This is a genomic window from Streptomyces sp. NPDC005799 (assembly GCF_040630525.1).
In the GTDB taxonomy this organism is placed as follows: domain Bacteria; phylum Actinomycetota; class Actinomycetes; order Streptomycetales; family Streptomycetaceae; genus Streptomyces; species Streptomyces griseorubiginosus_B.
This window is the reverse complement of the sequence record NZ_JBEXXQ010000058.1, coordinates 51,439-72,098: the sequence shown is the minus strand read 5'-3', so window position 1 is coordinate 72,098 and position 20,660 is coordinate 51,439. Positions and strand designations below refer to the sequence as shown.

The window sequence follows — 20,660 nt, the reverse complement described above, 5'->3', positions numbered from 1 at the left end:
CTCCCGCTTCTACGCCGACGACGACCTCATGGTCGGCGCCGCCGACCCCTTCCAGCTCTTCCGCATCATGTACGAAGTCATCCGAGGCGGCGGCTTCAGCCCCGACGTCGCCTTCATGCTCGACCAGTGCCACAACATCGAAGCCAAGATCCCCGCCATCATCCGCTCCGTCATGAACGTCCAGGAAGCCACCGCCAAGGCCCTCCTCGTCGACCGCGACGCCCTGGCAGCCGCCCAGCGCGACGGCGACGTCCTCGCAGCCAACGCCACCCTCATGGACGCCTACAACACCGACGTACGCCCCCTCCTCGCCGACCTCCGCACAGACATGGGCCTCGACCCCGACCCGATCACCGCCTACCACCGCTCCGGATGGCAGCAGCGCATCGCCGCCGAACGAGTCGGCGGCACCCAGGCCGGCTGGGGCGCCTGACTCCCCCGCCTCGCGTTTTCCCACCGTTCCGACGAAGCAAGGAAGAGACCCGCTCATGGCACCCCACCCCCAAGCCGCCGCCCTGCTGGCCCGTTCGCATCGGCTCGGCTCCGATCCCCGTAACACCAACTACGCCGGCGGCAACGCCTCGGCGAAGGGCACCGAGACCGATCCCGTGACCGGTGGTGACGTCGAGTTGATGTGGGTCAAGGGGTCCGGTGGTGACCTCGGCACGCTCACCGAGGCCGGACTGGCAGTCCTGCGCCTGGACCGGTTGCGGGCACTCAAGGGGGTGTACCCGGGCGTGGAGCGCGAGGACGAGATGGTCGCCGCGTTCGACTACTGCCTGCACGGCAAGGGCGGTGCCGCTCCCTCCATCGACACGGCCATGCACGGGCTCGTCGAGGCCGCGCACGTCGACCATCTGCACCCCGACTCCGGGATCGCGCTGGCCTGCGCCGCCGACGGGGAGAAGCTGACCGCGGAGTGTTTCGGGGAGAGTGTCGTGTGGGTGCCGTGGCGGCGGCCCGGATTCCAGCTGGGCCTGGACATCGCGGCCGTGAAGGGGGCCAACCCGCAGGCCATCGGCTGCGTGCTCGGCGGACACGGGATCACGGCGTGGGGAGAGACCTCCGAGGAGTGCGAGCGCAACTCGCTGCACATCATCCGGACCGCGGAGGCGTTCCTGGCGGAGCGCGGCAGGCCTGAGCCGTTCGGGCCGGTGATCGAGGGCTACGAGGCGCTGCCCGACGACGAGCGCCGGGAGCGGGCCGCCGCGCTGGCGCCGTACGTCCGGGCCATCGCTTCCCGGGACAAGCCGCAGGTCGGGCACTTCACCGACACGGACGTCGTGCTCGACTTCGTCGCGCGGGCCGAGCACCCGCGGCTGGCGGCGCTGGGTACCTCGTGCCCGGACCACTTCCTTCGGACGAAGGTGCGGCCGCTCGTCCTCGACCTGCCGCCCACCGCGCCGCTGGAGGAGACCATCGCCCGCCTCAAGGAGCTGCACGCCGAGTACCGCGAGGAGTACGCCGCCTACTACCAGCGGCACGCGCTGCCCGACTCTCCCGCGATGCGGGGCGCGGACCCGGCGATCGTGCTGGTGCCGGGGCTGGGCATGTTCTCCTTCGGCAAGGACAAGCAGACCGCGCGCGTGGCCGGTGAGTTCTACGTCAACGCGATCAACGTGATGCGGGGCGCCGAGGCGGTGTCGACGTACGCGCCGATCGAGGAGTCGGAGAAGTTCCGCATCGAGTACTGGGCGCTGGAGGAGGCCAAGCTCCAGCGGATGCCGAAGCCCAAGCCGCTGGCGACCCGGGTGGCGCTGGTGACGGGGGCCGGCAGCGGGATCGGGAAGGCGATCGCCGAGCGGCTGGTCGGTGAGGGCGCATGTGTCGTCGTCGCCGATCTGAACGCCGACAACGCGGCCGCCGTGGCCGCGGAGCTGGGCGGGTCGGACAAGGCCGTCGCCGTGACCGTCGACGTGACGTCCGAGGAGCAGATCGCGGAGGCGGTCAAGGCGGCCGTGCTCGCGTTCGGCGGGGTCGACCTGGTCGTCAACAACGCCGGCATCTCGATCTCCAAGCCGCTGCTGGAGACCTCGGCGAAGGACTGGGACCTGCAGCACGACATCATGGCCCGTGGTTCCTTCCTCGTCTCGCGCGAGGCGGCCCGGGTGATGATCGCGCAGGAACTGGGCGGCGACATCGTCTACATCGCCTCCAAGAACGCCGTCTTCGCCGGTCCCAACAACATCGCCTACTCCGCCACCAAGGCCGACCAGGCCCATCAGGTGCGGCTGCTGGCCGCCGAGCTGGGTGAGCACGGCATCCGCGTCAACGGGGTCAACCCGGACGGTGTGGTGCGCGGGTCCGGGATCTTCGCGGGCGGCTGGGGCGCGCAGCGCGCGGCCGTGTACGGGGTGCCGGAGGAGAAGCTGGGCGAGTTCTACGCGCAGCGGACCATCCTGAAGCGTGAGGTGCTGCCGGAGCATGTCGCGGGCGCCGTGTTCGCGCTGACCGGCGGGGAGCTGACCCACACCACCGGCCTGCACGTCCCGGTCGACGCCGGCGTCGCGGCCGCGTTCCTGCGATGAGCGGCACCGTGAAGGCGTACGCCGCGGTCGACCTCGGCGCGTCCAGCGGGCGTGTCATGGTCGGCCGCGTCGGCCCCGACAGCCTGGAGCTGTCCGAGGCGCACCGGTTCGTGAACCGGCCGGTGCGCGTTCCGGAGGGGCTGCGCTGGGATGTGCTCGCGCTGTACGGGGGTGTGCTGGACGGCCTCAGGGCCGCCGGTCAGGTCGACTCGGTCGGCATCGACAGCTGGGCCGTGGACTACGGGCTGCTGGACGCCGACGGGGCGCTGCTGGGCAACCCGGTGCACTACCGGGACTCCCGCACCGAGGGCGTCGCCGAAAAGGTGTGGGCGACCGTGCCCGCCGAACAGCTGTACGCGGCGACCGGATTGCAGTACGCGCCCTTCAACACGCTGTACCAGCTGGTCGCGGCCCGGGATTCCGCCCAACTCGCGGCCGCTCGGCGGCTGTTGCTCATTCCCGATCTGCTGTCGTACTGGCTGACCGGCGAGCAGGGCACCGAGTTGACCAACGCCTCGACGACCCAGCTGATCGATCCCCGGACGCGCGCGTGGTCGTACGACGTCGCCTCCCGGCTGGGCGTCGACCTCGGCCTGTTCGCGCCGCTGCGGCAGCCCGGCGATCCGGCGGGTGCGCTGCGGGCGGAGGTGCTGGAGGAGACCGGGCTCACGGGTCCGGTGCCGGTGACGACGGTCGGCTCGCACGACACGGCGTCCGCGGTGGCCGCCGTGCCGGCGGACAGGGAGCGGTTCGCGTACATCTGCACCGGGACCTGGTCGCTGGCCGGGCTCGAGCTGGACGCGCCCGTGCTGAGCGAGGAGAGCCGGGCGGCCAACTTCACCAATGAGCTCGGGCTGGACGGCACGGTCCGGTATCTGCGCAACATCATGGGACTGTGGCTGCTGCAGGAGTGCGTACGGGCCTGGGGCGAGCCGGAGTTGGGCGGGCTGCTGCTGGAGGCGGCCAAGGTGCCCGTGCTGCGGTCGGTGGTCGACGCGGGGGACGCGGCGTTCCTGGCGCCGGGCCGGATGCCGGAGCGGATCGCCGAGGCGTGCCGCGCCTCGGGGCAGCCGGTGCCGGGGACGCCCGTCGAGATCACCCGGTGCATCCTCGACTCGCTCGCCCTCGCGCACCGCAGGGCGGTCGAGGACGCGCGGCGGCTGGCGGGTCACCCGGTCGACGTCGTGCACGTGGTCGGGGGCGGCACCCGGAACGCGCTGCTGTGTCAGCTGACCGCCGACGCCTGCGGGTTGCCCGTGGTGGCGGGCCCGACGGAGGCGGCGGCGCTGGGCAACGTGCTGGTCCAGGCCCGGGCCCACGGTCTCGTCGGCGATCTCGCGAGCGGGCGGCGGCTGCTCACCCGTACCCAGCCGCTCACCCGGTACGAGCCGCGGGGCGACACGGCGCCGTGGCGGGAGGCGCAGGCCCGGCTCGCCGACCGGTGACCGGGGTCTCCCCCGCGCCCGCCGGGCCGACTACTCTGCACTCATCCGATGATCGATTCACAAGGAGCCGCGATGCGTGTCGCTCTGTTCCTGACCTGCGTCAACGACACGCTGTATCCGGACACCGGGCGCGCCGTGGTGAAACTGCTGACCAGGCTGGGCGTCGAGGTCGACTTCCCGATGGCCCAGACCTGCTGCGGGCAGGCGCACTACAACACCGGCTACCGGCATGAGGCCGAGCCGCTCGCCCGGCATTTCTCCGATGTCTTCGGGGAGTACGAGGCGATCGTCACGCCGTCCGGGTCGTGCGGGGCGATGGTGCGGGAGCTGTATCCGCGGATGGGTGAGCGGGCCCGGGCCGAGGGGCGCGGGGACACCCTCGCCGCGACGCTGGCGCCAGTGGTGCCGAAGACCTACGAGCTGACGGAGTTCCTGGTGGATGTGCTGGGGGTGACGGACGTCGGGGCGTACTACCCGCACAAGGTGACCTACCACCCCACCTGTCACGGGCTGCGCGGGCTGGGCCTCGGCGACCGGCCCCGGCGACTGCTCCAGGCCGTCAAGGGGCTGGAGTTGGCCGAACTGCCCGGTGCCGACGAGTGCTGCGGCTTCGGCGGCACCTTCGCACTGAAGAACTCCGACGTCTCCACGGCGATGGGCGTCGACAAGGTGCGCAATGCCGAGTCGACCGGCGCCGAGGTGCTGTGCGCGGCCGACAACTCCTGTCTGATGCACATCGGCGGCACCATGACCCGGCTCGAGGTGGGGATGAAACCGGTGCACATCGCGGAGATCCTGGCGAGCACGGAGGAGGAGCCGGCCGTATGAGCGGGACGTACCTGGGAATGCCGGCCTTTCCCGAGGCCGCGCACGAAGCCGTGGGCAACCGGACCCTGCGCGGGAATCTGCGCCACGCCACGCACACCATCCGCGCCAAGCGGGCCAAGGCGGTCGCGGAGGTGTCCGACTGGGCGCTCCTGCGCGAGGCCGGCAAGCGGATCAAGGACCACACTCTGCGGCATCTCGACCGGTATCTGGTGCAGTTGGAGGAGTCGGTCACGGCCGCGGGCGGCACCGTCCACTGGGCCGCCGACGCCGACGAGGCCAACCGGATCGTCGCCCGGCTGGTGAAGGAGACCGGCGAGTCGGAGGTCGTCAAGGTCAAGTCGATGGCCACACAGGAGATCGGGCTCAACGAGGCCCTGGAGGCCGAGGGCATCCGGGCCTACGAGACCGATCTCGCCGAGCTGATCGTGCAGTTGGGCAAGGACCGGCCCTCGCACATCCTCGTCCCGGCCATCCACCGCAACCGGGGCGAGATCCGGGACATCTTCCGCGAGGAGATGGGCGAGTGGGGCCGCCCGGCCCCCGAGGGCCTGACCGACACGCCCGCCGAACTCGCCGAGGCCGCCCGGCTGCATCTGCGCGAGAAGTTCCTGCGGGCCAAGGTCGGCATCTCCGGCGCCAACTTCATGATCGCCGAGACCGGCACGCTGGTGGTCGTGGAGTCCGAGGGCAACGGGCGCATGTGCCTGACCCTGCCGGAGACGCTGATCTCGGTCGTCGGCATCGAGAAGATCCTGCCCACCTGGCAGGATCTGGAGGTGTTTCTGCAGACGCTGCCCCGCTCCTCGACGGCCGAGCGCATGAACCCGTACACCTCGATGTGGACCGGCACGACGGACTCCGAGACGGCTGACGGGCCGCGGACCTTCCACCTGGTGCTGCTCGACAACGGCCGCACCGACACCCTCGCCGACGAGGTCGGCCGCCAGGCCCTGCGCTGCATCCGCTGCTCGGCCTGCCTCAACGTCTGCCCGGTGTACGAACGGGCGGGCGGGCACGCCTACGGCTCGGTCTACCCAGGCCCCATCGGCGCCATCCTCAGCCCCCAGCTGAGGGGCACGGCAAGCGAGATCGACGCCTCGCTGCCGTACGCGTCGTCGCTGTGCGGCGCCTGCTACGAGGTGTGCCCGGTCGCGATCGACATCCCGGAGGTGCTGGTGCATCTGCGGGAGCGGGTGGTGGAGGGCGGTCCTGCGGTACGGCAGGGCAACAAGGTGGTGCTCAAGCCCGCGAAGGGACATGCCGCCGAGCGGGCCGCCATGCGTGCCGCCCGCTGGGCGTTCACCCACCCCGGCGCCCTGCGTGGCGGCCAGCGGCTCGCCTCCCGCACCCGTCGGCTGCATCCGCGGACCCTGCCCGGACCGGGCAGGGCGTGGAGCGGCAGCCGGGATCTGCCGGCCCTCCCGGCGGAGCCGTTCCGGGACTGGTGGCAGCGCACCAACGATGGAAAGGGCGGTGCCAAGTGAGCAGCAGGGACAGGATCCTGGGCCGGGTGCGGCGCGCGCTGGCCGATGTGACACCGGACGAGCGGCCGTACGACGAGGCCGTCGCCCGCGACTATCTGCGCGCGCACGGTGAGCGGAGCGTCGAGGAGACGGTCGATCTGCTGGCGGAGAACCTGGCGGACTACCGGGCGATCGTGCATCGGTGCGCCGCGGGCGAACTGGCGGCCCTGGTCGGCCGGTTGCTCGCCGAGCGGGGTTCGAAGACGGTGGTGGTGCCCGCGGGGCTGGACGCGGAGTGGCTCTCGGGGGCCGAGGTCGAACACATCGCGGATCTCGGCGACAGCACCCCGCACGAGCTCGACCGGGTCGGCAGTGTGGTCACGGCCTGCGCGCTCGCCGTCGCCGAGACCGGCACCATCGTCCTCGACGGCTCCCCCGACCAGGGCCGGCGCCGCATCACCCTGGTTCCCGACCATCACATCTGCGTCATCAGGGTGCCCGGGCAGGTGGTCTCGTCCGTGCCCCAAGCCCTCGAACGCCTCGCCCCGGACCGCCCGTTGACGTGGATCTCCGGCCCGTCGGCCACCAGTGACATCGAGCTGGACCGGGTCGAGGGGGTGCACGGCCCACGCACCCTTGAGGTCGTGCTCGTGAGCGAGGAGGCCGAGGTCTAGCGTCAGCAGTACGTCATCGGGCAGCCGCGGCGCAGTGAGTGCTCGGCGGCACGCAGGTACAGGGCGACGTAGAACGCGGTGTCCAGATCCTCGCTCCAGGGGCCCGGCCGGACCGCGGCCAGTTCCTTCGCCTCACCCTCGAGGAACCAGAACGTCAGGCCGAGGTTCCCGGGCTCCCGCGGCACCTCCGGCGGCAGTCCGATGACGTCCGACAACCGCCGGGCCAGGGCGAGCACCTGCGGCGCTCCCGCGATCACGGTCGTGTCGGTGTAGGCGGAGCCGATCGGCAGATGTATCTCCTCCTCCAGCGACACGGGCACCAGCACAGTCCACTCGCCGAGGGTCTCCTGTTCCCGGGGCGTCAGATGCGCGCGGCACAGCGCGGCGAACCCGTCCATGGGAGGGCTGATCTTCTCCTCGAACCAGGCATTCGGTTGCTCTTCCTCGACCGGCTCGTACCGCGGCAGCTCGCGCCGCTCCAACTCCTCGTTGAGCGCCGAGGCGACGGCTCCACGGCCGCCCTCGTCCTCGTCCTCGTCGCCTTCGGCCCATTCCCGGGCGCCCACACTGACCAGATAGATACCCATGCCCGGAAGGTAGCGCCCGCCACTGACAGTCAGGTGCCGGGCGGTGGGCACCGGGGGACTGATCGTGACGGCCATGGGCGCACGCGCCCGGCTCGGTGCTGCGGGTGACCGCTTCGGCGTCCCCACTGGGCCCGGTGCCACGGGCGGCCGCTTCCGCTTCGGCGCCCGCACCGGCTCGGGTGCTGCGGCCGGCCGCTTCGGCGTCCCCACCGGGCGCGGCGCTACGGGCGGCCGCTTCGGCGTCCGCACCGGCTCGGTGCTGCGGGTGACCGCTTCGGCGTCCGCACCGGCTCGGTGCTGCGGGTGGCCGCTTCGGCGTCCCCACCGGGCGCGGCGCTACGGGCGGCCGCTTCGGCGTCCCCACCGGCTCGGGTGCTGCGGGTGACCGCTTCGGCGTCCGCCCCTTGCGCTGAGCGGACCTGGTGAAGCCCGCTGCGGTTGGGCAGCGTCCCCGAGGGGCGCGGGGAACTGCGCGAGCGGCCACGACGGCGCCGCGGACGGCCGACGACGCGTCCGACACTTCCAGCGGAGCGCTCAGCGCATGCCGGCCGCGTCCAGCAAGGTCGTCACGGTCGCCGTGGTCAGGCCGCCCAGGGTCTCGATCCGGGCGCCCGCGCGGGCACTCGCGCCGTCGAAGACCAGCATCAGCTGGCGGGCGAGGAGGGCGGGATCCGCGGCGCCGCCCGACTCCGCCTGGGCGCGGAAAGCGTTCTGCAGATGCAGCTTGGCCTCCCGGGCGACCACGCTCGCCGGGTGCTCGGGGTCCTTCAGCTCGACGAGGGCGGCGAGGTAGGGGCAGCCCTGGTACTCGGGCTCGGCGGAGAGCCTTTCCACCTGCCGGAAGACGTAGAGGATGCGTTCCCGTGGGGTGTCGGCGTCCTGGGGGCCGGGGGTGAGCTGGGCCGCGTAGCCGGGCGCGCGGCGCTCCAGGCTGGCCGCGAGGACCTCGTCCTTGCCGGCAAAAAGCTGGTACATCGACCGCTTCGACACTCCGGCCGTCCGGCACAGCGCCTCCACGCCGATGGAGACACCGTCGCGGTAGAAGAGCTCGGAGGCGGCGTCGAGCAGCCGATCCCTGGTGGACGCCTTGTCTGTCGTGGCCATACGGGGAGCGTACCTCCGGAACCAGCGGGGGAAACCGATCGGTATACAGGCAGGAGCTGCGGATTCCGGGGTGACACAAGCGGTGAACAAGCGCTTAGATAGTAGGCCCGGTATCGTCGCCCACCTGGAGGCCCCGTTGTTCACGTCCGTCGACGACGTCTCCGCGCGTCTCGCCGCCACCGGTTACCTCGCCTCACCGGCCGTGGCCACGACCGTCTTCCTCGCCGACCGGCTCGGCAAGCCGCTGCTGGTCGAGGGCCCGGCCGGGGTGGGCAAGACGGAACTCGCCAAGGCGGTGGCCGAGGTCGCCGGGGCACGGCTGGTCCGGCTGCAGTGCTACGAGGGCGTCGACGAGTCCCGGGCGCTGTACGAGTGGAACCACGCCAAGCAGCTGCTGCGCATCAGCGCGGGCCGCGACGAGACCTGGGACGAGACGCGCACCGACATCTTCAGCGAGGAGTTCCTGCTCACGCGCCCGCTGCTGACCGCGATCCGCGGCGACGAGCCCAAGGTGCTGCTGATCGACGAGACCGACAAGGCCGACGTCGAGGTGGAGGGCCTGCTCCTGGAGGTGCTCAGCGACTTCCAGGTGACGGTCCCCGAGCTGGGCACGATCACCGCGACCCGGCGCCCCTTCGTCGTGCTGACCTCCAACGCGAGCCGTGAGCTGTCCGAGGCGCTGCGCCGCCGCTGTCTGTTCCTGCACATCGGCTTCCCGGACGAGGAGTTGGAGCGCCGGATCGTACGGCTGAAGGTGCCCGGCCTCGACGAGGCGCTGGCCACCTCCGTGGTCCGGGTGGTGGGCGCGCTGCGCGCCATGGACCTGCGCAAGGTCCCCTCGGTCTCCGAGACCATCGACTGGGCGCGCACCCTGCTCGCGCTCGGCGCCGACACCCTGGAGGAGAGCGTCGTCCGCGAGACGCTGGGTGTGCTCCTCAAGCACCAGGACGACGTCCTCAAGGCCGCCGCCAAGCTCGACCTGGACGCGGTGTGACGGCGCCGGGCGTCGCGGACCGGCTGACCTCCCTGGTCGGGGCCCTGCGGGCGCACGGTATGCGGATCGGCACCGGCGAGACCGTGGACGCGGCGCAGGCCGTCGCCGAACTGGGTCTGACGGACCGGGAGTTGCTGCGGGAGGGGCTGGCGGCGACGCTGCTGCACGGCCCGGCGCAACGCCAGGTGTTCGACCCGGTCTTCGACCTGTACTTCCCGCGCGGCATCGGCGCGCCCGAGACCGGGCCGACGGACCGGGACGACCTGCGCGACCGTCTCGCCGCTGCCCTCGCCGCCGACGATCTCGCCCTGCTGGGGCGGTTGGCGGCGGAGGCGGTCGACGGCTTCGGCGGGTACGGCACCGCGCCGGGGTCGGACGGCTGGTCGTCGTACCAGACGCTGGAACGGCTGCGCCCGCAGACGCTGTTCGCCCGAGTCCGGGACGACGTCCGTGCCACGAGCGGCGGTTCGGGGTTCACCGACCGGCTGCTCGACGACGAGATCCGGCGGCGCATCGAGACCTTCCGGCGGCTGGCGGCGGCGGAGGCGCGTCGGCGGGTGGCCGAGCGGCGCGACCGGGACCAGCTCGCCCGGCGCGCGGTGGCCACCACCCCCGACCGGGTCGACTTCCTCTACGCCGGCAAGGACCGGCTGGCCGAACTGCGCCGGACGGTGCAGCCGCTCGCCCGCAAGCTCGCCACCCGGCTCGCGGCGCGCCGACGCCGGGCCGCGCGGGGCAGCATCGATCTGCGGCGCACGCTGCGCGGGTCACTGTCGACGGGCGGGGTGCCGATGAAGCCGGTGCTGCGCAAGCGCCGTCCGGTCCGGCCCGAACTGGTGCTGCTGTGCGATGTGTCGGGCTCGGTGTCGGGGTTCTCGGACTTCACGATGCTGCTGGTGCAGGCGCTGCACGACCAGTTCAGCAAGGTGCGGGTGTTCGCCTTCGTCAACCGGATCGACGAGGTGACGGGACTGCTGGAGCACGGCGCCGCGGACGCGGAGGGCCTGGGCGCCCGCATCCGGGCCGAGGCGACCCTCACGGGCTGGCACGGCAGCAGCGACTACGGCGTCGCGCTGGGCGAGTTCGCGGAACGCTACGGCGACGCGGTCGGCCCTCGCACGACGGTGTTCGTGCTCGGTGACGCCCGGACGAACATGAGCGACCCCAACCTGCCGGCCGTACGCCACATCGGGGAACAGGCCCGCCGCGTCTACTGGTTGAACCCCGAGCCGCGCGCCCAGTGGGGCACCGGAGACTCCGCGGCACCGGAGTACGCCGAACTCGTGGAGATGCACGAGTGCCGCAACGCCCGCCAGCTCGGCGCGTTGGTCGGCCGGCTGCTGCCCGTCTGAGCAGCCGGTGGCCCGGCGGTTCGGCCCGGGCAGCGGGCTCCCTCCCGAGAACTAGGGCATCTCCCCTATGTCGCCCGGGGCTCCGATTCCCTACGCTCGCCGGTGGCGGAGGGGGATGCGATGAAGGCGATCATGCAGGACCGTTACGGAACGGTGGACGTGCTGGAGTACGGGGAGACGCCACGGCCGGAGCCCGCCGACGGCGAGGTGCTGGTGCGGGTGCACGCGGCCTCGGTCAACGCCTACGACTGGCATTTCCTGCACGGCGACCCGAAGCTGGCCCGTCCCATGATGGGCCTGCGGAGGCCGAGGGTAGGCATCAGGGGCCGCGACTTCGCCGGGCGGGTGGAGTCGGTGGGTGCCGGGGTCACGTCGCTCAAGCCGGGGGACGAGGTCTTCGGCGAGGCCGACGGCGCGTTCGCGGAGTACGTGTGCGCCCCGGAGAGCACGGTGGACGTGAAGCCCGCCAACCTCACCTTCGAGCAGGCGGCCGCGGTCCCGCTGGCGGCCAACACCGCGCTCATCGGCATCCGGGACGTGGCCCAGGTGGATCCCGGCGACACCGTGCTGGTGAACGGTGCCTCCGGCGGCGTCGGCACGTTCGCCGTTCAGATCGCCAAGGCGTACGGCGCGCACGTGACGGCCGTGTGCCGCACCCGCAACGTCGATCTGGTCCGGTCGCTGGGAGCGGACCACGTCATCGACTACACCCAGGAGGACTTCACCCGCGGCGGACCGTACGGCGTCGTTCTGGACCTGGTGGGAAACCGCTCCCTGGCCGAGTTCCGGCGCGCCCTGGCTCCCACCGGGACCCTCGTGCTGTCCGGCGGAGGCATGTACGAGGGCGGCAGCTTCGTCGGGCCGATGGGACTGTTCCTCAAGCGCCGGGCCATCGCCCCCTTCGCGCGCCAACGGCTGGTGGAACTCCCGGCGAAGCAGAGCAAGGCGAACCTGGCCGAGCTGCGGAGGCTGGTCGAGTCCGGGAAGATCGCCCCTGTCGTGGAGCGGGTGTTCCCCCTCAGCGAGGCGGCTCAGGCCATTCGCCACCTGGAGGTGGAGCACGCCCGCGCGAAGATCGTCATCAGCGTGTGAGCGGCTCCACCCCGCGGGTCGGTCCCGGCCCTTCAGCCTTTCGCCTTCGCGTACTCGGTCGCCATCTGGCCCGCGAAGTCGTAGACCACGCACGGCTCGTCGCTGACCACCCAGGCGTCGTGGCCCGGTGTCACCACGAACACGTCGCCCGGTCCGACCTCCTGCTCGGCGCCGTCGTCCATGCGCAGCCGCATCCGACCGGAGACGCAGTACCCGTTGTGGTGGACCTCGCAGCTCTTCGTTCCGGCGATGGGACCTACGGACTCGGACCAGCGCCAGCCGGGTTCGAAGGTGCCGACGGCGAAGTCCAGCCCGGACATGTGCACCGCTTCGAGGTGTCCGCGCGGGAAGTCGCGCCGCTCGTCGGGCTTGTCGATGGCCTTGATCTCAATCATGTCGGCTCCCTGCATTGCGATCCCTGCCCACGCCACCATCGTCCGCCCGTGCGGTCGACACCGCCATTCGGGTGAGCGCAGAATGACGCCTGGAAGCCGCAATCGCCGAACCACCAGAAAGGTGGCGATCACCGTGGCTGAACACCCTCACGCACAACTCGTCCGCACGGGCTACGAGGCCTTCTCACGCGGAGACATGGACACCCTCCGCTCGATGATGACGAACGACGCCACGCACCACGTGCCCGGCAGTCACCAGCTCTCGGGCGACTGCAAGGGGATCGACGCGATCCTCGACTACTACCGCCGGCTCTACGAGGAGACGGGCGGCACCTTCAAGGTCGAACTGCGCAACATCCTGGTGGACGGCCGCGGCCATGCCGTCTCCATGCACCATGTCACCGCCCAGCGCGGCGACAAGCGGATCGACGAGGACGGAGGCATCGTCTTCCGGATCGTCGGGGACAAGATCACCGATCTCGACGAGTGTGTCGAGGACCTCGAACGGGGCGACGAGTTCTGGTCATGACGTCGCCGCCCGGCCGCACAGCCGGGCGAAACGGTCGGCGTCCACATTGCCGCCGGAGACGATGACACCGACCCGGCGGGGCAGCGCATCCACCCGCCCGGCGAGCAACGCGGCCAGCCCGGTGGCGCCGCTCGGCTCGACGACGATCTTCAGCCGCTCGAACGCGAAACGCATCGCCGCGCTGATCTCGTCGTCGGACACCAGAGCGATTCCGTCGACGAGCCGCTGGTTGACGGAGAAGGTCAGCTCGCCGGGCGTCTCCAGCGCCTGCCCGTCGGCGATGGTGCGCGGCACCGGGATGGTGACGCGTCGGCCCGCGTCCAGGGACCGTTTGGTGTCGTCCCCGGCCTCCGGCTCGACGCCGGTCACCCGGATGCCCGGGCTGACGCCCTTGGCCGCCGTGGCGCTCCCGGCGATCAGTCCGCCCCCGCCGACGGGCACGATCAGTGCGTCCAACTCTCCTGTTTCTTCCAGGAGTTCGAGAGCGGCGGTGCCCTGTCCCGCCATGACGTCGGGATGCTCGTAGGGCGGGATGAGCGCGAGGCCGCGTGCGTCGGCGAGGGCTTCGGCGACGGCGGTACGGTCCTCGGTGTAGCGGTCGTAGGTGACGATCTCGGCGCCGTAGCCCGCCGTGGCGGCCCGCTTGGAGGCGGGGGCGTCCTCGGGCATGACGATGACGGCCGAGGTGCCCAGTTCACGGGCGGCCAGGGCGACGGCCTGGGCGTGGTTGCCGGAGGAATAGGCGGCGATGCCCTGGGCCAGCTGCTCGGGGGTGAGCCGGGAGGCGGCGTTGTAGGCGCCGCGGAACTTGAAGGCGCCCACGCGCTGGAAGTTCTCGCACTTGAGGTGGACCTCGGCGCCGACGAGGGCGTCTAGGGTGCGTGAGCGCAGGACGGGCGTGCGATGGGCGACACCCCGGAGCCGGGCCGCCGCGTCGCGGACGGTGTCGAGGGTGACGGGCGGGGTGGTGGTCGTCACGCGGGGTCTCCAGCGGTCGTCGGGGCGGTGGCAGCGCTGGCCGCAGGGCCTCCAGCGGACGTCGGAGCGGCGGCACCGCGGACCGCGGGGGCTGCAGCGGTCGTCGGAGCGGCGACACCGCGGATCCCGGGACGTCCAGCGGACGTCGGAGCTGTGACAGCGCGGGCCGCGTGGCCTGCAGCGGTCGTCGGGGCGGTGGCGGCGCGGGTCTGGGAGAGATAGCTGTACGCGGAGGCTCGGGAGATGCCGAGCCGCCCGGCGACCTGTTCGACGGCGCGGCGCACCGCGAAGACGCCGTGGTCGTCGAGGGCGCGGAACAGGTCGAGGCGTTCGGCGCGGTCAAGGGCGGCCCAGGGGCGGTTGCGCCCGATCCGGTGAGCGTCGAGAAGCGCATCGACGACCGAGTCGATGTCGTTGCCGAAGGTGGTGACCGGCGCGTCGGCCGCGCCGGCGGCGACTCCGGACAGGGCGCCGAGCAGGGCGTGGGCCTCCTGGACGGCGGTGACGTCCACGTTCAGGCACAGGGCGCCGAAGACCGCTCCGGTGGAGTCGCGCAGCACCATCGTGGACGCCTTGACCAGCGTGCCGGAGCGGGTGCGGGTGACGTGGTTCAGCTCGTCCTCGGCCCGGTCGCCGCGGGCCAGGACGCGCAGGCCGATCTCGCTCATCGCGCCGCCCACGGTCCGCCCGGTCACCGAACCGGCGACGGCCACGACCGAGTTCTCCGGGTGGCGGTAGTCGTGCAGGACCGCCTCGCACACCGGTCCGAAGGTCGCCGCGATCCCCTCGACGACCGGACGCAGCGCCGTGAGGATCGCATCCCGCTCGGCGCCGAGGGCCCGCTCGCCCGTGTCGTCCGCGTCGTCGGTGTCATCCGTCACGAACCGTAGACTACAGGTCCAACTCCTGGACGAACAGTCCAGGACGATGGGCTGTCATGGGTCGCGGCGTACGTCAGCGCGTCACGGGCGGCATGGCGGTCGCCGACCGTCTCCCACCACGGGTGTGTGTGCATCTCCTCGGCGATGCGCCGGCACCGCTCCCGCGCGTCCGCCAGTCGCTCCCGCTGTTCGCCGGTGATCTCGGCGCGGCCCGCCGCGATGTCCGCGCCGCTCGGCAGATGCGCGGCGATGTCCGCGGCGTGTTCCAGGGCCCGGGTGAAGGTGCGCCGGGCGGCGACCAGATCACCCGGTATGACGAACTCCCCCACGACGAACGGGCGGGAGAACTCGGACGGTCCCGGCTCGGTGTGCCACAGCGAGGCGTCGATGGGCCGCTCGTCGTCCAGCGCCCCGGTCAGCTCGGCCCGCACGCCCCCGGCGACCCCCTCCGGGCGCCGCTCCGCGCCGGTCGCGGCCCGAGCCGTCGGCACGACCATGCCCGGGACGGGTTCGGGCCGGCCCTCGAGGAACTCCTCCTTGTCGTTCGGGGTGACCCACATGTGCCAGCCGCGCCGGCCCGCGGGACGGGGCAGGTACAGGGAGACGAGCTCACCGGTGGCGGTGCGCCGGATGACGTCCTCGTAGTAGAGACCCCGGACCGGTTCCCACAGCGCGTGCCGGCCGCCGCAGCGGCCCGCGCCCTGCTGGGGGCAGGGCACCGGGTTGCTCCAGTCGCAGCGGGACATGTGCAACTGCTTGATCCCGCCGCGCACCGGGAGGGCGGCGCGGTCGGTGACGTCGCGCCAGCTCTGCACGTTCAGCCGGGCCCAGGGGGCGCGGTCGATCGGTATCGCGTTCTCGTTGTTGACCAGCCACAGCGGGGTCAGCCCCGCCCGGCGCGCCATCCGGGTGCGGTCGTCGACGGAACCGCCCGCTATCGCGGCGAGCTGGATTTCGTAGGCGAGCCGGTGGCTGTCGGCGCCCTCCACGGTGACGTCCACGCGGCCCTTTCCGTGCTCGCCCGCCGCCGGTCGCGTCACACGGAATCCCTCGCCCGACGCGACCTCTGCCGTGTATTCCTCCAGCGCCTTGTGGAGATCGCTTTCCGCCTTCGTCTCGGGACGTTCCCCTTTTGCCACATGCATCGCGTGCGGACGGCCGTTGACCTTGCGGATGGTCATGAAGCCGGGGCAGATGAAGCCCTCGTCCTCATGGGCTTCCAGGCAGTAGAGAAGATCCGGTTGGTAATTGCCGTAGATCTCGTCGAGCAGCCGGGGGTATTCGGGGTGCCCGAGATCGGCCTCGGTCAGATCGAGCGTGATACCGAGGCCCCTGTGCCAGACGCTGTAGGTCATATGGCGAGAGTAGGACGTACCACTGACAATGGCCCCCCGGAAAGATCACGGGGGCCGGGAAAAGCGCGTTCGGCGTTTTCAGGAACCGACGGAATTGGCCTCCGGATCAAGGCCCGTCATGAGTTCCGCGAAAGCGCCCGCCGCGGCCTGTGAGGTGAAGAGCCGGTCGAGGCGGGCGCGGGCGAGGTGGCGCAGAAACGGCCCGGCGTCGGTGTCGTCGCCCGCGTCGTGGACCGTGCGGGTCAGCCAGTGGGAGAACTCCTGGTCGTTCCAGACACGGCGCAGACAGCGTCGTGAGTAGGCGCGCAGGCCGGTGTCGTCGTGGTCGTGCACGAAGTCCCGTACGGCGTGGGCGAGGACGTCGGCGTCGTAGAGGGCGAGGTTCATGCCCTTGCCGCCCATCGGGGAGACGATGTGCGCGGCGTCGCCGACCAGGAAGAGACGGCCGTACCGCATCGGGTCGTGGACGAGACTGCGCAGCCGGAAGATCTCCCGGTCGGTGATCGGGCCGGAGGGCAGCGCCGGGTCGCCGAGGCGGGTGCGCAGGGCGTCCCAGACGCGGGTGTCGGACCAGGCGTCGGGGTGGTCGTCGGGCGGGCACTGGAGGTAGTAGCGGCTGCTGCGCGGGCCGCGCGGGAAGTGCGCGGCGAAGCCCTGGGGGCTGACGGCCAGGAGGGGGTGGGCCGGGGGCGGTGCGTCGGCGAGGACGGTGAGCCAGCCGATGCCGTGGTCGAAGGCGTGGGCGGTGAGGGCGCCGGCGGGGACCGTGGCGCGGCTGATGCCGTGGTCACCGTCGCAGCCGGCGACGAAGGCGCAGGTCAGGGCGTGGAGCGTGCCGTCGGGGGCGCGGTAGCGGACGGTGGGGCGCTCGCCCGTCAGGTCGTGCAGGGAGACGTCGGCCGCCTCGAAGCGCAGGTCGCCGCCGTCGGCGAGATAGTGGGCGGTGAGTTTCTGGACCAGGACCTGCTGGGGGCAGAGCTGGGCGGCCGGGCCGTCGGAGCCGTCGCCGTCGGACACGAAGTGACGCTCGCCATCCACCCGGAACTCGAGGATGCCGTCGTACGGGACTCCGCCCAGGACCCGGTCGGCCAGCCCCCAGGAGTCGAACATCCGCACGGCCTGGGTCTCCACGATGCCGGCCCGCTGCCGCTGCGCGACGTATTCCCGGCTGCGCCGTTCCAGAACCACGCAGTCGACGCCGCTGCGCCGCAACAGGTTGGCGACAGTCATGCCGGCGGGCCCCGCGCCGATCACCACCACGGTGGTCGACTCCGCCAACTCCCGCTCGTTTTCAGCCACTTGGCCACCTCCTGGGTCAGGGTAGCCGAGCGGGGCCGATCCCAGGAGGGCGGACGGCCGGGTGAGTACGGCCGCCGGGTTCCGCCGTCACCGCGTCAACCTGCGGACCCCGGACGGCGCACTCTCTCACCCCTGCGGCCTTTTCCCCTCTATCGTGGAAAATCACTCATATAACGGCTCGGGGCGAGGCAGGCAGTGCATGACGGAACCGCAGATCGACTACGCGGCGGTCTTCCGAGGTCTCCCGGGCATGGTGGCCCTGCTGACTCCCGACCTGGTGTACGCGGACGCCAACGAGGACTTCCAGCGCCTGTCCGGACGCACCCGCGAGCAGCTGGTGGGCCGCTACATCTTCGACGTCTTCCCGGAGAACCCGAACGACCCGGCGGCCGCCGGCATGCGCGACGTGAAGGCCTCGATGCAGCGTGCGGTCGCCACCGGCGAGCGCGACTCGATGGCCCTGCAGCGCTACGACATCGAGGACCCGGAGCGGCCCGGGCACTGGCAGGAGCACTACTGGAGCCCGGTCAACGCGCCCATCCTCGGCCCGGACGGGAAAGTTGCCCTCATCGCGCACCGGGTGGAGGAGGTCACGGAGCTCATCCGGGCCCGCGGGGGCACCGGCAGCAGTGACCGTCAGGCCCGTGTGCTGGAGGCGGAGCTCTACACGCGGGCGCGTGAGCTGCAGGAGGTCAACGAACGTCTGCGCCAGGCGCACGCCCGGGAGCGGGAGGTGGCGCTGGCCCTGCAGGCGGCGCTGCTGCCCGCCCCGCAGCCGATCGAGCAGCACCGGACGGCCGTGCGCTACCGGCCCGCCATCGGCGCGCTGAACGTGTGCGGCGACTGGTACGACCTGGTCGACCTGCCCACCCAGGGCGACCGGATCGCGCTGGCCGTCGGTGACGTCGTCGGCCACGGGCTCGCGGCCGCGTGCATCATGGGACAGCTGCGCAGCGCGCTGAGCTCGGCGTCCCGGGTCGTGGAGGGCCCGGCGCAGGCGCTGGACGCGCTCGGGCTGTACGCGCGCTACGTCGAGGGCGCCGAGTCGACGACGGCGGTGAATACCTTCGTCGACTGGGACAGCCACACCATCACCTACAGCAGCGCCGGTCATCCGCCGCCCGCCCTGGTGGACCGCGAAGGCACCGTGACCTTCCTGGACCAGGCCACCGACCCGCCGCTCGGCGCTCGCCCGGAGCATCTCCCCCGCTCCCAGGCCACCGCGTCCTTCACCGAGGGCGCCACCCTGGTCCTCTACACGGACGGGCTGATCGAGCGGCGTGACGAGGACATCGACGTCGGTCTGGCCCGCCTCGCCGACTCCCTCGTCCGCCACCGCAAGGCGGACCCGGAGCCCCTGGCAGACGCCCTGCTGGCGGACCTCCTCCCCGCGACCGGCAGCACCGACGACACCGCCCTGGTCGTCCTGCGGCTCTGAGTCGCCGCCACGGCCGGAATCGGGTTCAGTCCGCCCGGGGCTTGTCGCCCCCGCTCAGCCGACCGTAGACTCAGATAAACTGAAACTAGTTCAGTTCATGTCACGACTCGTGATGCGGGAGGGCGCACCCGTGGGTTCCCTGGACGGCAGGACCGCGCTGGTCACCGGCGCGGGGCAGGGCATCGGGCGGGCGATCGCCGTGGAGCTGGCCCGTCGGGGCGCGTCCGCCGTGGCCGTCGCCGACCGCGAGGCGGAGACCGTCACCGAGACCGCGGCCCTGGTGCGCGCCGCCGGGGCCCGCGCGGAGTCGATCGTCTGCGATCTGCGCGTCCGCGACGACATCGCCGGCATGGTCACGCGGGCCGCTGAGCGCTTCGACGGACTGGATGTCCTGGTCAACAACGCCGGGGTGATCGAGACCGCGTTCACGACCGCACCGGACCGCGGTGTCGACTCCCTCCCGGAGGAGGTCTGGGACGCGGTCTACGAGGTCAACCTCAAGGCGGTGTGGCTGACGACGAAGTTCGCCGCGCCGTTTCTGCGCCGCTCCACGCGCGGGCCCGCCATCGTCAACACCGCCTCCGTCTCCGGCGTCACCGGCTTCGCCAACGCGCCCGCCTACGGGGTCACCAAGGCCGGCGTCATCCATCTGACCAAGGTCACCGCCGTCGACCTGGCGCCGGTGCGCTGCAACTGCTTCTGTCCCGGTGTCATCGAGACGCGGCTCACCCGGGACTTCCTCGCCGCCGCCGCGGATCCCGAAGCCGCCGAACGCGAGCTGACCGCGCCCCAGTTGGTGGAGCGGCTCGGCCGCCCGGAGGAGGTCGCCGCGCTGGCGTGTTTCCTCGCCTCCGACGACGCCGCGTTCATCACGGGGTCGTCGTACGTCATCGACGGCGGGGCCCTCGCCTGGCGAGGCGTACGGAACTGACCACCACCGACACGCCGAGACGCGAGGGGAATCCGATGCGCTCCAGGATGGCAGGAAAGACCGCGCTGGTGACCGGTGCCACGGGAGGCATCGGCGACGCCGTCGTGCGCCGGCTCGCGGCCGAGGGCGCGGCGGTCGTGGTGACCGACCTCGACGCCGACCGCTGCGAGAAGCTCGCGGAGGAGGTAGGGGGCGGCGCCCTGGGGATGGCCCTGGACGTCTCGGACGAGGCGGCCTGGCAGGAGGCCGTCGCCGAGACGACCGCCCGGCGGGGCGAGTTGTCCGTGCTGGTGAACAACGCCGGCATCGCCGCCATGAACACCGTCGTGACCGAGACCGTGGAGACCTGGGAGCAGGTCATCGGGGTGACCCAGACCGGTGTCTGGCTCGGCATGAAACACGCCGGGCCGTCCATCGAGCGGGCCGGCGGCGGTTCCATCGTCAACGTCGCGTCGATCTTCGGCACGGTCGGCGGGTTCGGCGCCCAGTTCTCGTACCACGCGGCCAAGGGCGCCGTACGTCTGATGACGAAGAACGCCGCGCTGCACTGGGCGAAGCGGGGCGTCCGGGTGAACTCCCTGCATCCCGGGTTCATCGAGACACCGCGCTCGCGCGAACTGTGGCGCGGCACGCCCCGGTTGACCGCGATGCTCGAGGGGACGCCGCTCGGCCGGCTCGGCACACCCGAGGAGGTGGCGGCCGCCGTGGCCTTCCTCGCCTCGGACGAGTCGAGCTTCATGACCGGATCCGAGCTCTACGTCGACGGCGGCTGGACCGCCCGGTGAGC

19 protein-coding genes and 2 pseudogenes are annotated in these 20,660 nt (G+C 71.9%); 14 read left to right on the top strand and 7 right to left on the bottom strand.

Going from position 1 to position 20,660, the window contains the following annotated elements; all coding sequences use genetic code 11:
• The 6 genes and pseudogenes from ABZ453_RS40775 to ABZ453_RS40750 form a co-directional block, all read left to right on the top strand.
• Positions 1-433: pseudogene (locus tag ABZ453_RS40775) on the top strand (rhamnose isomerase); the annotation flags it as partial.
• Between the two features lie 55 nt (positions 434-488).
• Positions 489-2,528: a bifunctional aldolase/short-chain dehydrogenase gene (locus ABZ453_RS40770; protein ID WP_359023439.1), complete on the top strand. Its 2,040-nt coding sequence runs from the start codon at positions 489-491 to the stop codon at positions 2,526-2,528.
• The gene (locus tag ABZ453_RS40765) at positions 2,525-3,973 is read left to right on the top strand and encodes a rhamnulokinase family protein (protein ID WP_359023437.1); all 1,449 of its coding nucleotides are present in this window, start codon (positions 2,525-2,527) and stop codon (positions 3,971-3,973) included. The genes ABZ453_RS40770 and ABZ453_RS40765 overlap by 4 nt, the downstream gene beginning before the upstream one ends.
• Positions 3,974-4,045: 72 nt before the next feature.
• On the top strand, positions 4,046-4,801 hold the full coding sequence (locus tag ABZ453_RS40760; protein WP_359023436.1) for a (Fe-S)-binding protein: 756 nt from the start codon (positions 4,046-4,048) through the stop codon (positions 4,799-4,801).
• Positions 4,798-6,285, top strand: coding sequence for a LutB/LldF family L-lactate oxidation iron-sulfur protein (locus ABZ453_RS40755; RefSeq protein WP_359023434.1), 1,488 nt, complete (start codon positions 4,798-4,800; stop codon positions 6,283-6,285). Before ABZ453_RS40760 ends, ABZ453_RS40755 begins: the two co-directional genes overlap by 4 nt.
• Positions 6,282-6,938, top strand: a complete 657-nt coding sequence (locus ABZ453_RS40750; protein ID WP_359023432.1) for an LUD domain-containing protein — start codon at positions 6,282-6,284, stop codon at positions 6,936-6,938. Before ABZ453_RS40755 ends, ABZ453_RS40750 begins: the two co-directional genes overlap by 4 nt.
• Positions 6,939-6,940: 2 nt before the next feature.
• Here ABZ453_RS40750 and ABZ453_RS40745 read toward each other — a convergent pair whose 3' ends face one another.
• On the bottom strand, positions 6,941-7,525 hold the full coding sequence (locus ABZ453_RS40745; protein WP_359023430.1) for a hypothetical protein: 585 nt from the start codon (positions 7,523-7,525) through the stop codon (positions 6,941-6,943).
• Positions 7,526-7,568: 43 nt separating this feature from the next.
• On the opposite strand from ABZ453_RS40745, the gene ABZ453_RS40740 reads away from it, so the two are divergent.
• Positions 7,569-7,910 (top strand): hypothetical protein, encoded by a 342-nt coding sequence (locus ABZ453_RS40740; protein WP_359023428.1) that lies wholly within the window; start codon positions 7,569-7,571, stop codon positions 7,908-7,910.
• A 149-nt stretch (positions 7,911-8,059) separates the two neighbouring features.
• Here the strand turns inward: ABZ453_RS40740 and ABZ453_RS40735 are convergent, their stop codons facing one another.
• Entirely contained in the window at positions 8,060-8,629 is a 570-nt protein-coding gene (locus tag ABZ453_RS40735; RefSeq protein WP_359023426.1) for a TetR/AcrR family transcriptional regulator, read from the bottom strand.
• 136 nt (positions 8,630-8,765) lie between these two features.
• On the opposite strand from ABZ453_RS40735, the gene ABZ453_RS40730 reads away from it, so the two are divergent.
• From ABZ453_RS40730 to ABZ453_RS40720, 3 genes are all read left to right on the top strand, one after another.
• Positions 8,766-9,623: a MoxR family ATPase gene (locus tag ABZ453_RS40730; protein WP_359023442.1), complete on the top strand. Its 858-nt coding sequence runs from the start codon at positions 8,766-8,768 to the stop codon at positions 9,621-9,623.
• Positions 9,620-10,975: a VWA domain-containing protein gene (locus tag ABZ453_RS40725; protein ID WP_359023424.1), complete on the top strand. Its 1,356-nt coding sequence runs from the start codon at positions 9,620-9,622 to the stop codon at positions 10,973-10,975. Before ABZ453_RS40730 ends, ABZ453_RS40725 begins: the two co-directional genes overlap by 4 nt.
• A 120-nt stretch (positions 10,976-11,095) precedes the next feature.
• Positions 11,096-12,067 carry an NAD(P)-dependent alcohol dehydrogenase gene (locus ABZ453_RS40720; RefSeq protein ID WP_359023422.1) on the top strand — a complete coding sequence of 324 codons (972 nt, stop codon included), beginning with the start codon at positions 11,096-11,098 and terminating at the stop codon, positions 12,065-12,067.
• A 32-nt stretch (positions 12,068-12,099) separates the two neighbouring features.
• Here ABZ453_RS40720 and ABZ453_RS40715 read toward each other — a convergent pair whose 3' ends face one another.
• A complete protein-coding gene (locus ABZ453_RS40715) occupies positions 12,100-12,462 on the bottom strand; it encodes a cupin domain-containing protein (RefSeq protein ID WP_356770543.1) in 363 nt (120 codons plus the stop codon).
• A 133-nt stretch (positions 12,463-12,595) separates the two neighbouring features.
• Here ABZ453_RS40715 and ABZ453_RS40710 point away from each other — a divergent pair, with 133 nt between their 5' ends.
• Positions 12,596-12,991, top strand: a complete 396-nt coding sequence (locus ABZ453_RS40710; RefSeq protein WP_359023419.1) for a nuclear transport factor 2 family protein — start codon at positions 12,596-12,598, stop codon at positions 12,989-12,991.
• Here ABZ453_RS40710 and ABZ453_RS40705 read toward each other — a convergent pair.
• The 4 genes and pseudogenes from ABZ453_RS40705 to ABZ453_RS40690 all read right to left on the bottom strand — a co-directional run bounded on the left by ABZ453_RS40705 (position 12,986) and on the right by ABZ453_RS40690 (position 17,504).
• Positions 12,986-13,969 carry a threo-3-hydroxy-L-aspartate ammonia-lyase gene (locus ABZ453_RS40705; protein WP_359023417.1) on the bottom strand — a complete coding sequence of 328 codons (984 nt, stop codon included), beginning with the start codon at positions 13,967-13,969 and terminating at the stop codon, positions 12,986-12,988. The two genes, ABZ453_RS40710 and ABZ453_RS40705, sit on opposite strands and share 6 nt — an antisense overlap.
• A gap of 188 nt (positions 13,970-14,157) precedes the next feature.
• A pseudogene (locus tag ABZ453_RS40700) lies at positions 14,158-14,850 on the bottom strand (PAS domain-containing protein); the annotation flags it as partial.
• Entirely contained in the window at positions 14,847-16,205 is a 1,359-nt protein-coding gene (locus tag ABZ453_RS40695) for a hypothetical protein (protein WP_359023415.1), read from the bottom strand. The gene ABZ453_RS40695 and the pseudogene ABZ453_RS40700, both read right to left, overlap by 4 nt.
• 78 nt (positions 16,206-16,283) lie before the next feature.
• Positions 16,284-17,504, bottom strand: coding sequence for a 4-hydroxybenzoate 3-monooxygenase (locus tag ABZ453_RS40690; RefSeq protein ID WP_359023414.1), 1,221 nt, complete (start codon positions 17,502-17,504; stop codon positions 16,284-16,286).
• A 199-nt stretch (positions 17,505-17,703) separates the two neighbouring features.
• Between ABZ453_RS40690 and ABZ453_RS40685 the strand changes: the two genes are divergently transcribed.
• The 3 genes from ABZ453_RS40685 to ABZ453_RS40675 all read left to right on the top strand — a co-directional run bounded on the left by ABZ453_RS40685 (position 17,704) and on the right by ABZ453_RS40675 (position 20,658).
• Entirely contained in the window at positions 17,704-18,942 is a 1,239-nt protein-coding gene (locus tag ABZ453_RS40685) for a SpoIIE family protein phosphatase (protein ID WP_359023412.1), read from the top strand.
• Between the two features lie 97 nt (positions 18,943-19,039).
• Entirely contained in the window at positions 19,040-19,873 is an 834-nt protein-coding gene (locus ABZ453_RS40680) for an SDR family NAD(P)-dependent oxidoreductase (RefSeq protein WP_359023410.1), read from the top strand.
• A 35-nt stretch (positions 19,874-19,908) separates the two neighbouring features.
• Positions 19,909-20,658, top strand: coding sequence for a glucose 1-dehydrogenase (locus tag ABZ453_RS40675; protein ID WP_359023408.1), 750 nt, complete (start codon positions 19,909-19,911; stop codon positions 20,656-20,658).
• The last annotated feature ends 2 nt before the right edge of the window (positions 20,659-20,660 follow it).

Coding starts and splice junctions, on each gene's coding strand:
- ABZ453_RS40770 (WP_359023439.1), top strand. CDS start 489: ATGGCACCCCACCCCCAAGCCGCCGCCCTGCTGGCCCGTTCGCATCGG.
- ABZ453_RS40765 (WP_359023437.1), top strand. CDS start 2,525: ATGAGCGGCACCGTGAAGGCGTACGCCGCGGTCGACCTCGGCGCGTCC.
- ABZ453_RS40760 (WP_359023436.1), top strand. CDS start 4,046: ATGCGTGTCGCTCTGTTCCTGACCTGCGTCAACGACACGCTGTATCCG.
- ABZ453_RS40755 (WP_359023434.1), top strand. CDS start 4,798: ATGAGCGGGACGTACCTGGGAATGCCGGCCTTTCCCGAGGCCGCGCAC.
- ABZ453_RS40745 (WP_359023430.1), bottom strand. CDS start 7,525: ATGGGTATCTATCTGGTCAGTGTGGGCGCCCGGGAATGGGCCGAAGGC.
- ABZ453_RS40735 (WP_359023426.1), bottom strand. CDS start 8,629: ATGGCCACGACAGACAAGGCGTCCACCAGGGATCGGCTGCTCGACGCC.
- ABZ453_RS40720 (WP_359023422.1), top strand. CDS start 11,096: ATGAAGGCGATCATGCAGGACCGTTACGGAACGGTGGACGTGCTGGAG.
- ABZ453_RS40715 (WP_356770543.1), bottom strand. CDS start 12,462: ATGATTGAGATCAAGGCCATCGACAAGCCCGACGAGCGGCGCGACTTC.
- ABZ453_RS40695 (WP_359023415.1), bottom strand. CDS start 16,205: ATGACCTACAGCGTCTGGCACAGGGGCCTCGGTATCACGCTCGATCTG.
- ABZ453_RS40685 (WP_359023412.1), top strand. CDS start 17,704: ATGACGGAACCGCAGATCGACTACGCGGCGGTCTTCCGAGGTCTCCCG.
- ABZ453_RS40680 (WP_359023410.1), top strand. CDS start 19,040: ATGTCACGACTCGTGATGCGGGAGGGCGCACCCGTGGGTTCCCTGGAC.
- ABZ453_RS40675 (WP_359023408.1), top strand. CDS start 19,909: ATGCGCTCCAGGATGGCAGGAAAGACCGCGCTGGTGACCGGTGCCACG.